At 67.5% G+C, this 13,935-nt stretch carries 8 protein-coding genes; all 8 read left to right on the top strand.

Annotated elements, in window-relative coordinates:
* The coding region (locus JNK68_14090; protein ID MBL8541473.1) for a HAMP domain-containing protein at positions 1-1,329 on the top strand (1,329 nt) is incomplete at its 5' end.
* Positions 1,330-1,334: 5 nt separating this feature from the next.
* The gene (locus JNK68_14085) at positions 1,335-2,750 is read left to right on the top strand and encodes a sigma-54-dependent Fis family transcriptional regulator (protein MBL8541472.1); all 1,416 of its coding nucleotides are present in this window, start codon (positions 1,335-1,337) and stop codon (positions 2,748-2,750) included.
* A 298-nt stretch (positions 2,751-3,048) separates the two neighbouring features.
* Complete coding sequence (locus JNK68_14080; protein MBL8541471.1) at positions 3,049-4,356, top strand: MdtA/MuxA family multidrug efflux RND transporter periplasmic adaptor subunit; 1,308 nt, start codon at positions 3,049-3,051, stop codon at positions 4,354-4,356.
* A complete protein-coding gene (locus JNK68_14075) occupies positions 4,353-7,466 on the top strand; it encodes an MdtB/MuxB family multidrug efflux RND transporter permease subunit (GenBank protein MBL8541470.1) in 3,114 nt (1,037 codons plus the stop codon). Before JNK68_14080 ends, JNK68_14075 begins: the two co-directional genes overlap by 4 nt.
* Positions 7,463-10,567 carry a multidrug efflux RND transporter permease subunit gene (locus JNK68_14070; GenBank protein MBL8541469.1) on the top strand — a complete coding sequence of 1,035 codons (3,105 nt, stop codon included), beginning with the start codon at positions 7,463-7,465 and terminating at the stop codon, positions 10,565-10,567. Before JNK68_14075 ends, JNK68_14070 begins: the two co-directional genes overlap by 4 nt.
* A complete protein-coding gene (locus tag JNK68_14065; GenBank protein MBL8541468.1) occupies positions 10,564-12,027 on the top strand; it encodes an efflux transporter outer membrane subunit in 1,464 nt (487 codons plus the stop codon). The genes JNK68_14070 and JNK68_14065 overlap by 4 nt, the downstream gene beginning before the upstream one ends.
* A 300-nt stretch (positions 12,028-12,327) precedes the next feature.
* A complete protein-coding gene (locus tag JNK68_14060; protein ID MBL8541467.1) occupies positions 12,328-13,662 on the top strand; it encodes a HAMP domain-containing protein in 1,335 nt (444 codons plus the stop codon).
* 1 nt (position 13,663) lies between these two features.
* A partial coding sequence (locus JNK68_14055; GenBank protein ID MBL8541466.1) for a response regulator transcription factor occupies positions 13,664-13,935 on the top strand: 272 nt, incomplete at its 3' end.

Below are 13,935 nucleotides of genomic sequence, written 5' to 3'. Positions count from 1 at the left end.
TCGAAGGAGGCTGCGCGCATCAACGGCATCGTGAACGAAGTGCAGGACATGCGCGGGAATCTCTACCGCCAGGTAAAGGAAGTCTTCGACGGCGCGTTCCTCAACGACCCGTACGCGCAGCAGCAGTACCAGCAGTACCAGCGGCGCATCGAGCAGCACCTGTCCCGCATCGAGGCATCCCCCCTCAACCTCCGCGAGCGGGAAGCGATGCACCGGCTGGAGGCGGCCTATCGCACGGTGAAGGAGCAGTCCGACGGCATCCTTGAAAGCCGCTCGACCATGAGCCTCCTGCAGCGCCAGAGGATCTTCGATGCCGAGCTGGAAGGCGAGGGACTCGGCGAGTACGAGGACGCCTTCCGCGCCATCGAGCGGCTGCTCCAGTTGCAGCAGTCGGAGCAGCAGGACCGGCTCGCCACCCTCAACGTGCTGGCACCCCTGTTCTTTGTCGTTCCCATCCTGCTCGCACTCGCCCTGCTCGTTCTCTCACGCCTCTTCCTCAACCAGCAGGTGGTCGCCCCGCTCTCCCGGCTCGAATCGGCCGCGCACAAGATCGCCGGCGGCGACCTGACGCACCGGGTGCCCGAAGGTGGTGCGGAGGAGCTGCGGTTACTGGCGCAGGCGGTGAATCGGATGGCGGAGGATCTCGAGGCCAGCCGCGCTTCACTCGTGCGCGCGGAAAAGCAGGCCACCCTGGGCGCGCTCCTGCCGGTGGTGGCGCACAACATCCGCAACCCGCTCGCCAGCATCCGCGCCATCGCCCAGGTGATGAGCCGCTCCCCTGTCGCGCCCGAGATCCGCGACGGCCTGCACGGCATCATCTCGACCGCCGACAAGCTCGACCGCTGGACGCAGTCGCTGCTCAACTATCTGCATCCGCTGGCACCGCAGCGCTCCCCTTGCAAGCTCTCCGCGCTTCTGGACAATGTCGCGCAGATGCTGCAGCCCAAATTCGAGCAGAAGGAACTCAAACTGCACCGCGAAGGATGGGCGGAAGACCGCGAGGTCCGCGTCGATCCGCAGTTGATCGAGCAGGCCTTGCAGGGTCTCCTGTCGAACGCGATCGAGGCGTCGCCAACCGCCGGACGAGTCAGCGTGCGTGTGACCGGAACCGCCGATGCGGCGTTCCTGTCGATCTGCGACGAAGGCGCCGGGATGCCCTTTTCGCCGACCAGCCGGGATCTCGGGCCCGGCCCCTCCACCAAGCGTTTCGGAACCGGGCTCGGCATCCCCTTCGCCATGAAGGTGTGCGACGTCCACGGCGGCAGCATCGTGTTCGAGCATCTGTCACCGCGAGGCACCGAAGTGCGCATCCGTCTGCCGCGAATCTGAACTCGATGGAAGCCGTCATCGCCAATCCGCCCCCGAAGCTTGCCGCCCGCGCCCGCATTCTCGTCATCGAGGACGAGAGTCTCTTCGCGCGCGCGGTCGCGAAATCGCTGGAGACGGCGCAGTTCGAAGTCGCCTGCGCGACGACACTCGCCGCCGGCCGCCAGGCCATGCAGGCCGCCGCGCCCGATCTCGTGCTGCTCGACCTGCGCCTGCCCGACGGCAACGGCCTCGACTTCCTCGCGGAGTTCGCCGCGCTCGGCGACGACCGCCCGCAGGCGCTCGTGCTCACCGCGTATGGCGAGATCGGCGACGCCGTGCAGGCGATCAAGCTCGGCGCTGCCGACTATCTGAAGAAGCCGATCGACCTGGACGAGCTGCGGCTGGTGGTGGAACGGGTGCTCGCCACGACGCAGATGCGCCACCAGCTCGACTATTCGCGCGAGCGCGACAGCCACGTCGCCGTCGAGGGCGCGCTGCTCATCGGCGAGAGCCCGTCGATCCAGCGGCTGCGCGACCAGATCCACCGTCTGGCACGCCTGGGCGGTGGCAGCGGCGAGCCTTCGCCCACCGTCCTCATCCTCGGCGAGACCGGCAGCGGCAAGGACGTCGCCGCGCGCCTTCTGCATCTCGCCGGACCGGTGCGCGAGCAGCCCTTCGTGCAGGTCGACTGCGCGAGCCTGCCGCGCGACCTGATCGAAGCCGAGCTTTTCGGTCACGAGAAGGGTGCCTTCACGAGTGCGGTCGGCGCTCGTGCCGGTCTGCTCGAAGCCGCGGAAAAAGGGACGATCTTCCTCGACGAGATCGGCGAGCTGCCGCTGGATCTGCAGGCCAAGCTGCTCAACGTGATCGAGCGCCGCCGCACGCGCCGGGTGGGCAGCGTGAAGGAACGGCCGATCCACGCGCGCATCATGGCGGGCACCAACCGCGACCTGCCGGCGATGATCGCCGAGGGCACCTTCCGCGCCGATCTCTATTACCGCCTCAACGTCATCACGCTGACGGTGCCCCCGCTGCGCGACCGCGGTGCGGACATCGTCCTGCTCGCCCGTCATTTCGCGGAGCAGACCGCCCGCCGCTACGGCCTGCCGTCACATCGCTTCAGCCCCGCCGCGCTGGAGGCGATGAGCCGCTATCACTGGCCCGGCAACGTGCGCGAGCTGCGTCATCTGGTGGAGCGGGCGGTGCTGCTCTCGCACGGCGCGGTCATCGACGTGCAGGCCCTGGCGCTCACCCAGACGCCGCAGGCGATGGCGGACTCCTTTCCGCTCAAGGGCCTGACCCTGGAGGCGGCCGAACGCATCCTCATCGAACAGGCGCTGCGCGATGCCGGCAACAACGTCTCGGAAGCCGCGCGCCGCCTGGGCGTGAGCCGGATGACGCTGCGCTACCGGATGGACAAGTACGGCTTCAAGGATGCGTGACGGAGCCGCCCGTTTCTTGGCACGCCGGTTGCGCAGATATCTGCGAGCACCGTCAAGGCTTGTCAGCTTTGATGTTCCCGGCCAGGGCCCGTCACCCTGGCCTTTGTTTTTATGGATTTTGCGTGGAACCCCTGTGCTGTGCGCGGTCAAACCCGCGCCACCGATTGGTTGAAATCAACCACCAGTCGGTTGTTTACAGCCAATCCCCATCACTTCGAGAGGGACGCGCCGAACTCGGATCGGCGAACGCTGTCGCTATCATCCAACAGCAGCCACGAGGTTTCGCGGCTGCCATCGCATGAAGATCACACCCGATCCAGAGATTCAGGAAGCCGCGACGGCCCCGTTGCGGCCAACTGCTCCCCCTAAGCCGAAAACCCTTCGCCACGCCTGGTTCTGGCTGCTCGTCGTGCTCGTAGTGGGCGGCATCGCCTACGCCACCTACGCGCGTCTCGCGTCCACCACTGACCAGGCTGCGGGGGGACCGAAAGGCTTCGGTCCGGGCGATCATCCGATTCCGGTCGCCACCGCTACCGCTCGGACGGGGGACATCGACATCTTCCTCGAAGGTCTGGGCACCGTGACGCCGCTCAAGACCGCCACCGTGCGCAGCCGGGTCGAGGGGCAGCTGATGCGGGTGCCGTTCAAGGAAGGACAGCTCGTCAAGGAAGGCGACCTGCTCGCCGAGATCGATCCCCGTCCGTTCCAGGTGCAGCTCGCGCAGGCGGAGGGGCAGCTCGTGCGCGATCAGGCGCTGCTCGCCAACGCCCGCCTCGATCTCGACCGCTATCGGACCCTGTTCGATCAGGATTCGATCGCGAAGCAGCAGGTCGACACGCAGGCCTCGCTGGTTCGCCAATACGAAGGCGCCATCAAGGTCGACCAGTCGCAGGTCGACAACGCGCGCCTGCAGCTCACCTACGCCCGCGTCACCGCGCCGATCAGTGGTCGCCTGGGGCTGCGCCAGGTCGATCCCGGCAACGTCGTGCGCGCCTCGGACGCAAACGGGCTGGTGGTGATCACCCAGCTCGCGCCGATCACGGTGGTCTTCACGCTGCCGCAGGACAAACTGCCGGACGTGATGAGGCGTCTTGCTTCCGGCGATCGCCTGCTCGTCGATGCCTATGACCGCGAGAAGAAGACCCGCCTCGCCCAGGGCACGCTGCTCACCGTCGACAACCAGATCGATCCCACCACCGGCACGGTCAAGCTCAAGGCCGAGTTTCCCAACACCGACGCCGCCCTCTTCCCCAACCAGTTCGTGAACGTGCGCATGCTGCTCGATACGCGCCACGACGTGACGACGATCCCGGTGGCCGCCGTGCAGCGCGGTAGCGAAGGCACCTTCGTGTACGCGGTGACACCCGAGCAGACGGTCGCGCTGCGGCCGATCAAGCTCGCCACGATCGAAGGCGATACGGCGATGGTGGAATCCGGTGTGGCGCCGGGAGACGTCGTGGTCGTCGATGGCGCCGATCGGTTGCGCGAAGGCACCCGGGTCGACGTCGATGGTCGCAGCGCCCAGCGCGCGCCAACGGGTGATGCCAAGCCCGGCACCAAGCCCGGCGGCAACCGGCGCCGCAACGGCCCGCCGCCTCCGCCATGAATCCCTCACGGCCGTTCATTCTGCGGCCGGTCGCTACCACGCTCTTCATGGCGGCGATCCTGCTGTCCGGAATCTTCGCCTATCGCCTGCTGCCGCTCTCCGCGCTGCCGGAAGTCGATTACCCGACCATTCAGGTCGTGACGTTCTACCCGGGCGCGAGCCCCGAGGTGATGACTTCCTCGGTCACCGCGCCGCTGGAACGCCAGTTTGGACAGATCCCCGGCCTGCGGCAGATGTCCTCGACCAGTTCCGGCGGCGCCTCGGTCATCACCCTGCAGTTCAATCTCGATCTGAGCCTGGACGTCGCCGAGCAGGGCGTGCAGGCGGCCATCAACGCCGCCTCCAACCTGATGCCGGCCGATCTGCCGGCGCCGCCCGTGTACAGCAAGGTGAATCCGGCGGACGCGCCGATCCTGACGCTCGGCCTCACGTCGCCGACGCTGACCCTGCCGGAGATCCAGAACCTCGCCGACACGCGCCTCGCGCAGAAGCTCTCGCAGGTGTCGGGCGTCGGCCTGGTCACGCTGTCCGGCGGTCAGCGGCCGGCGGTGCGCGTGCAGGTCAACCCGAAGGCCCTCGCCGCCCAGAATCTCACGCTCGAGGACGTGCGCACGGCGATCGCCGCCGCCAATGTCAACAAGGCGAAGGGCAGCTTCGACGGCGCCCAGCGCAGCTATGCCATCGACGCCAACGACCAGTTGCGCTCCGCCGCCGAGTACCGTGGCATCGTCGTCGCCTATCGCAACGCGGCGCCGATCTATCTCTCCGACGTCGCCGACGTGATCGACGATGCCGAGAACGCGCGCCTCGCGGCGTGGATGAACGAGGTACCGGCGGTGATCCTGAACATCCAGCGCCAGCCGGGCGCCAACGTGATCGAGGTGGTCGACCGCGTCCAGCGTCTGCTGCCTCAGCTGCAATCGTCGTTGCCGGCCTCGGTCGAAGTGGCAGTGCTCACCGACCGCACGGTGACCATCCGCGCTTCGGTGCGCGATGTGCAGATCGAGTTGCTGCTGGCGGTGGCCCTGGTGGTGACGGTGATCTTTCTCTTCCTGCGCAACCTGTCGGCGACGATCATCCCGAGCGTGGCGGTGCCGCTGTCGCTGATCGGCACCTTCGGCTTCATGTATCTCGCCGGCTTCTCGATCAACAACCTCACGCTGATGGCGCTGGTGGTCGCCACCGGCTTCGTGGTCGACGATGCCATCGTCGTCATCGAGAACATCGCGCGCTACATCGAAAGCGGCGACTCGCCGCTGGAGGCGGCGCTCAAGGGCTCACGGCAGATCGCCTTCACCATCATCTCGCTCACGCTGTCGCTGATCGCGGTGCTGATCCCGCTGCTTTTCATGGGCGAAGTCGTCGGGCGCCTGTTCCGCGAATTCGCGATCACCCTGGCGGTGGCGATTCTCATCTCGGCGGTCGTGTCGCTCACGCTGACGCCGATGATGTGCGCCAAGCTCCTGCAGCACTCACCGGAAGCCGGGCAGGGACGCTTCTACCGCGCGATGGGCGGGTTCTTCGACGCGGTGATCGCGCGCTACGGCCGCATGCTGTCGTGGGTGCTGGACCGCCAGGGGGCCACACTCGTCGTGGCGATCGCCACCCTCGTCCTCACCGTGGTGCTCTACCTCGTCGTGCCCAAGGGCTTCTTCCCGGTGCAGGATACCGGCATCATCCAGGGCATCTCGGAGGCCTCGCAGACCGTTTCCTTCACCGCCATGGCGGAACGCCAGCAGGCGCTCGCGCGCGTGGTGCTGCGCGATCCGGCGGTCGCCAGCCTTTCCTCCTTCATCGGCGTGGACGGCACCAATGCGACGCTGAACAGCGGGCGCATGCTGATCAACCTGAAGCCACGCGCCGAGCGCGGCGTGACCGCGACCGACGTGATCCGGCGCCTGCAGCCGGAACTCGCGCGCGTGGAGGGCATCACGCTCTACCTGCAGCCGGTGCAGGATCTCACCATCGAGGACAGCGTGAGCCGCACGCAGTACCAGTTCACGCTCGAAGCGGCAGACGCGAAAACACTCGCCACCTGGGTGCCGCGCATGGTCGAGGTGCTCAGGGGTCTGCCACAGCTTGCCGACGTAGCGAGCGACCTGCAGAACGCCGGCCTCAAGGTCTACGTCGACATCGACCGCGATACGGCCGGGCGCCTCGGCGTCACGCCGGCCGCCATTTCCAACGCGCTCTACGATGCCTTCGGCCAGCGCCTGGTGTCGACCATCTTCACCCAGGCCACGCAGTATCGCGTGGTGCTCGAGGTCAAGCCGGAATTCCGCAGTGGCCCGGAGGCGATCCGCGGCATCTACGTCACCTCGTCCTCGGGCACCCAGGTGCCGCTCGATGCGCTGACCCGGGTAAGCGTGGAACCGGCGCCGCTCGCCATCAATCACCTCGGGCAGTTTCCCGCGGCCACCATCTCCTTCAACGTGGCGCCGGGCGAGTCGCTCGGAGCCGCCGTCTCGGCCATCGAGGGTGCGGCGCGCGAGATCGGCCTGCCGCCGTCCGTGCTGACGAGCTTCCAGGGTGCCGCGCTCGCCTTTCGCGCCTCGCTCACCAACCAGCTCCTGCTGATTCTCGCGGCGATCGTCGTCATGTACATCGTGCTCGGCGTGCTCTACGAGAGCTACATCCATCCGATCACGATCCTCTCGACCCTGCCCTCGGCCGCCGTCGGCGCGCTGCTCGCGCTCATGCTCGCCGGCACGCCACTCGGCGTCATCGCCGTCATCGGCATCATCCTGCTCATCGGGCTGGTGAAGAAGAACGCGATCATGATGATCGACTTCGCGCTCGACGCCGAGCGCCATGCGGGCCTCGACCCGCGCGAGGCGATCTACCAGGCCTGCCTGCTGCGCTTCCGGCCGATCCTCATGACCACGCTGGCGGCGCTGCTCGGCGCCCTGCCCCTCATGCTCGGCGGCGTCGGCTCCGAACTGCGCCACCCGCTGGGCCTGACCCTGGTCGGCGGTCTCATCGTGAGCCAGGTGCTCACGCTCTTCACCACCCCGGTGATCTATCTCGCCTTCGACCGCGTCGCGCGCCGCCTCGACCGCGCGCGCACCCCGCGGCCGGCAGGCCCGGCGGCCGAGGGCCGGCAGCCGTGAACCTCTCCGCCCCCTTCATCGACCGACCGATCGCGACGACGCTGCTCATGCTGGCGCTCGTCCTCTCCGGCGCCGTGGCGTATCGCCTGCTGCCGGTCGCCCCCCTGCCGCAGGTCGAGTTCCCGGTGATCTCGGTGACGGCGTCGCTGCCCGGCGCGAGCCCCGAGGTGATGGCGGCCACGGTGGCAACTCCCCTCGAACGTCAGCTCGGACGCATCGCCGGCGTGAACGAGCTCACCTCCTGGTCGAGCCAGGGCAACACCCGCATCACTCTGCAGTTCGATCTCGAACGCGACATCGACAGCGCGGCGAACGACGTGCAGGCCGCCATCAACGCCGCGCGCGCGCAGCTGCCGACGAGCCTTCCCAACAATCCGACCTATCGCAAGATGAACCCGGCGGATGCACCGATCATGGTGCTCGCGCTCACTTCCAGCGTGTACGGACCCGGCCAGCTCTACGACATCGCCTCCACCGTGCTGGCGCAGAAGCTCTCGCAGGTCGAAGGCGTGGGCCAGGTGAGCGTCGGCGGCAGCTCGCTGCCGGCGGTGCGCGTGGAGCTCAATCCGACGGCGCTCAACCATTACGGCATCGGCCTCGACGACGTGCGCACCGCGCTTGCCTCGGCCAACGCCAACCGGCCGAAGGGTTTCCTGGAAGACAGCGAGCGCCAGTGGGCGGTCTACGCCAACGATCAGGCGGAGAACGCGGACCAGTTCCGCACGCTGGTCATCGCCTATCGCAACAATGCGCCAGTGCGTCTGGCAGACGTCGCGGAAGTGGTCGACTCGGTGCAGGACGTGCGCAACGCCGGCCTCTCGAACGGCAAGCCATCGGTCATCCTCACGATCTCGCGCGAACCCGGCGCCAACATCATCGAAACCGTGGAGCGTGTGCGCCAGCTTCTGCCGTTCCTGAGCGCCTCGATCCCGGCGGCGGTCAACCTCGAACTCATGATGGAGCGCACCTCCACCATCCGCGCCTCGCTGCGCGAGGTCGAGCACACCTTGCTGATTGCAACCGCGCTCGTCGTGGCCGTGGTGTTCTTGTTCCTACGCAACGTGCGCGCCACGCTGATTCCGAGCGTTGCCGTGCCGGTGTCGCTGGTGGCGACCTTCGGCGTCATGTATCTGGCGGGGTTCAGCCTGAACAACCTCTCGTTGATGGCCCTCATCGTCGCCGCCGGGTTCGTTGTCGACGATGCCATCGTCGTGCTGGAGAACATCTCGCGCCACATCGAGCGCGGGATGAAGGCAACGGAAGCCGCGCTCCTCGGCACGCGCGAGGTCGGCTTCACTGTGCTGTCCATGAGCGTGTCGCTGGTGGCGGTGTTCCTGCCCCTGCTCTTCATGGGCGGGATCGTCGGCCGGCTGTTCCGCGAGTTTGCGGTCACGCTGTCGGCCGCGGTGCTGGTGTCGCTCGTGGTGTCGCTCACGGCCACGCCGATGATGTGCGCGCGACTGCTCGCGCCGCGCGACCAGCGCGACCACGGTCGCCTGTACAGGGCGAGCGAACGCGTCTTCACGTGGCTGCTTGCCGGCTATCGCGACAGCCTCGCCTGGTCGCTGCGCCACGGCCGCTTCATGATGCTGCTGCTCGCGGCAACCATCGCGCTCAACGTCTACCTGTATGTCGCAATTCCCAAGGGCTTCATACCGCAGCAGGACACGGGACGGCTGATGGGCTTCATCCGCGCCGACCAGAGCGTCTCCTTCCAGGCGATGCGGCAGAAAATCGCGGATCTCTCCGAGATCGTCCGCGCGGATCCGGCCGTGGAGAACGTCACCGCCTTCACCGGCGGCGGACAGCGCAATGCCGGGATGATGTTCGTCCAGCTGAAACCGCTCGCGCAGCGCCGCGAATCCTCCGACCAGGTGATCGAACGCCTGCGCCCCAAGACATCAGACCATCCGGGCACGCGACTCTTCCTGAGCCCGGTGCAGGACGTCCGTGCCGGCGGGCGGCAGGCGAGCGGCACCTATCAGTACACCCTGCAAGGCGATGACGTCCCGGAGCTTCGCCGCTGGACGCTCAAGCTGCAGGACGCGCTGCAGAGCGTGCCGGAGCTGACCGACGTCGACTCCGACCAGGAGGTGCGCGGCCTCGAGACCGAGCTCAAGATCGACCGCCCGACCGCGGCGCGCCTGGGTGTCACGGCCGACGCCGTCGCCTCCGCACTCGGCAATGCCTTCGGTCAGTCGCAGGTATCGACCATCTATTCCGACCGCAACCAGTACCGTGTGGTGATGGAAGTCGCTCCGCAGTACGCGCAGGGACCGGAGGCACTCAACGGCATCTACGCGCGCACCCAGGCCGGCACGCTCGTGCCGCTCTCGGCGTTCGCGCGCTACGAGCTTTCCAACACACCGCTTTCCGTCAACCACCAGGGACAGTTCGCCGCCACCACGATCTCCTTCAATCTCGCTTCGGGCGTGCCGCTGTCGCAGGCGCTGCAGGCGATCGACGGCACGACGGTGCGCATCGGCCTGCCGGCGACGATCCAGGGCGGCCAGCAGGCCACCGGCAAGGTGTTCCAGCAGTCCCTCGATGCCCAGCCATGGCTGATCGTCGCGGCACTGGTGGCGGTCTACATCGTGCTCGGCATCCTCTACGAAAGCCTCGTGCACCCGCTCACGATCCTGTCCACGCTGCCGTCGGCGGGTGTCGGCGCGCTGCTTGCGCTAATTCTCACGGGCACCGAGTTCAGCGTGGTTGCGCTGATCGGCGTGTTCCTGCTGATCGGCCTGGTGAAGAAGAACGCGATCATGATGGTCGACTTCGCGCTCGACGCCGAACGCCTCAAGGGCGCCGCACCCGGGCAGGCGATCTTCGAGGCCTGCCTGCTGCGCTTCCGGCCGATCATGATGACGACGATGGCGGCGCTGCTCGGTGCCCTGCCGCTCGCGCTCGGCAGCGGCGATGGCGCGGAACTGCGGCGCCCGCTCGGCATCGCCATCGTCGGCGGCCTGATCGTAAGCCAGGTCCTCACGCTCTATACGACGCCGGTCGTCTATCTCTATCTCGACCGCTTCCGGCTGTGGGCGCTGCGGCTGCGCCATGCCCGGACGCCGGACACACCGGGCGCGGCCCGCTCGGCATGATGCGACGCGCCTTCGCCTTCACCCTGCTTTTTGCCGCGACGCTCGGCACCGGCTGCACGGTGGGCCCCGATTACGTGCGCCCGAGCGCACCGGTGCCGCAGACTTTCAAGGAAGCCGGCAAGTGGAAGCCGGCCGAGCCGCGCGACGACTCGGGCCGCGGCCCGTGGTGGGAGGTCTTCGGTGATGCGCAGCTCAATGCGCTCGTCGAGCGGGTCAACGTCTCCAACCAGAACATTCTCGCTGCCGAAGCGCAGTTTCGCGGCGCGCAGGCCCTGGTGCAGCAGGCCCGCGCGGGCTATTTCCCGACGCTGAGCATGGGGGTGTCCACCGTCCGCAGCCAGTCGCCGAACCTGCCGAACGCGCCGAGCACGACGCGCCCCGTCACCACCTACAATCTGCCCGCCAACGCGAGCTGGGAACCCGATCTCTGGGGCAGCGTGCGCCGCGCCGTCGAATCGAGCGAGGCGAACGCGCAGTCCACCGCTGCCAGTCTGGAATCGGCGCGGCTCTCGGCACAGGCGACACTCGCACAGAACTATTTCCTGCTGCGCACCGCGGATGCCCAGAAACGACTGCTCGACGACACCGCGGCCGCTTACGAGCGCTCGCTGGAGCTCACGAAGAACCGTTATGCCGCCGGGGTGGCGGCGCGTGTCGACGTCGTCCAGGCGCTGACCCAGCTCAAGAGCACGCAGGCGCAGGCGATCGAAATCGGTGTGCAGCGTGCCGCACTCGAACATGCGATCGCTGTGCTCATGGGCGAGCCGCCGGAGGAGTTCTCGATCGCGCCGACGCCGCTCGACGTCGCCCCGCCCGCGATTCCCGTCGGCGTTCCATCCGAGCTGCTCGAGCGCCGCCCCGACATCGCGGCAGCCGAGCGTTCGGTGGCGGCGGCGAACGCACAGATCGGCGTCGCCATCGCCGCCTTCTACCCGACGCTCACGCTCTCGGCCGCCGGCGGTTTCCGCAGCACCGACGCCGCGGACTGGCTCTCCGTGCCGAGCCGTTACTGGTCGGTGGGCGCCGCTCTCGCACAGGTGCTGTTCGACGGGGGGCTGCGCAGCGGCGTCACCGCGCAGGCGCGCGCGACGTATGACAGCAACGTCGCCGCCTACCGCCAGACCGTCCTCACCGGGTTCCAGGAGGTCGAGGACAATCTCGCCGCGCTGCGCATCCTCGAGGAAGAAGCCGCGGTGCAGGCCGATGCCGTGGCGGCCGCGCGCCAATCGGTCGATCTCACGACCAATCAGTACAAGGCCGGGATCGTGAGCTACCTCAACGTCGTCGCGGTGCAGACCGTTGCGCTCAACAACGAGCGCACCGCCGTCGGCATCCTCGGTCAGCGGCTCACGGCCAGTGTGCTGCTGGTCAAGGCGCTCGGCGGCGGCTGGGACGCCTCCGCGCTCGCCGGCACCGCACGTGCCGAAAGCGCGACGCGCACCGCAAACGCTGCGCCCTAGATCGAAAACCGCGTGTGGCACGCGGATTGCGCAAGCACTCCCCTGCCATTGTTCAAGCTTCGTCTAGGGCTGAACGTGTAGGCCGGGTCGAGAGTCGTCCCGGCCTTGTTTTTTCTACCATTCCTCTTCGATGCGGCCGCTTGGGACAGGATGCCCGCGCAACACCGGCTGGTTCCCCGCAGCCAGCACCCTGGTTGAATGGAACCAGACGCCGGAACAGGGAAATAGGACCGTTATAATCCCGCGCACCGCGCAGCTGCCACCACGTCGCCGCGGGAGCCGACCCGCAGATCGTCCCGCATGAGCCTGAAGCTACGCCTCAACCTGGTCATCACCATCGTGCTCGCGATCATCTTTCTGGCCAGCAGCGTGTTCCTCGTGCGCGAAGCACGGCGCGACGTACAGGCGGAGATCGAATCCACTGCCAATCTCGCGCTGCATTTTCTCGACGCGGAACTGCAGCGCGCCCGGCTCGCCGGCGACGGGCCACCCCTGTTTCATCTCGCCGCACTCGGCGAGGTGCGCCACCTGACCATTACGCTGCGGGATCCGAACGATCGTATCGTCGAATCCAATCATCCCGCCGCCAGGTCCGCGACCTCTGCGCCCCGCTGGTTTGCCGACCTGGTGGCCGCAATGGGTCCCCGGATCACACCGATCCAGCGCACCGTCCTGGTGAGCGGTCAGTCGATCGGCACGCTGGAGGTCAAGCCGGATCCCTCGTTCGAGGTCGGCGAAGTCTGGACCTATGCGACCGGGCTCATGCGCCTTGCCGGGGTGATCTTCGTCGTCACCAACGTTCTCATCTACTGGCTGGTCGGGCGCGCACTCGCCCCGGTGAACAAGATCCTGAGCGCGCTGAACGAGATCGAGCACGGCAACCTCGCCACGCGCATGCCGCCGCTCGATCTGCCCGAGCTTGCACGCATCGCAGCAGCCTTTAACCGCATGATGGACCGGCTGCAGTCGAGCGTGACGCAGAACCGCCAGCTTTCGCAACAGTTGATCCGCGTGCAGGAAGAAGAGCGTCGCAGCCTGGCGCGTGAACTGCACGACGAACTCGGTCAGTGCCTGACGGCCATCCTCGCCGACGGCACCGCCGTCCTCAACTCGACCAGAAACAACAAACCGGCACCGCGCGAGAGCGCCGAGGCGGTGGTCGCGGTCACCCGTCACATCATGGAGCTCGTTCGCGGCATGCTGCAGCGTCTGCACCCCGAAACCCTCGACAGCCTGGGCCTGGACGATGCGCTGCAGGAGCTCGTGAAAGGGTGGCGCCAGCGCAATCCGGACGTCGTCTGCAGCCTGCACATTGCAACGCCTCTCGACGGCCTGAGCGACCGCCTCAACATCACCGTCTACCGCGTGGTGCAGGAGGCATTGACCAACGTCGCGCGGCACGCCCGCGCGCGGCACGTGGAGGTGTGCATCCGCCGCTCGGGAACGCTCGAGGTGGAAGTCAAGGACGATGGCGCCGGCATGGACACGAGCGCGCCCGTCCATGGCTTCGGACTCGCCGGAATGCGCGAGCGTGTCGAGGCGCTGGGCGGATCGGTGCGGGTGTGGACGCAGCAGGCGCGTGGTGTCGCGCTCACGATAGAGCTGCCGCTGACGGCGGTCGCGCGAGGTGTCTGAGATGACGGAGAAGGACATTCGGGTGCTGCTGGCGGACGATCACGCCGTCGTGCGCGCGGGATTCCGGCGCCTGCTGGAACAGACACCGAGCATCCACGTCGTCGCCGAGGTGGCGAACGGCGACGAGGCCTATCGCATATTCGGCGAGTGCGCCCCGGATGTGGCGGTGATGGATCTTTCGATGCCCGGCATGGGCGGTATCGAGGCGATCCGCCGCATCGTCGGCCGCTATCCCTCGGCACGCATTCTCGTGTTCAGCATGCACGACACCGC

The sequence above is a fragment of the Betaproteobacteria bacterium genome (assembly GCA_016791345.1).
Classification (GTDB): domain Bacteria; phylum Pseudomonadota; class Gammaproteobacteria; order Burkholderiales; family JAEUMW01; genus JAEUMW01.
This window is presented reverse-complemented; position numbering and strand designations above follow the sequence as displayed.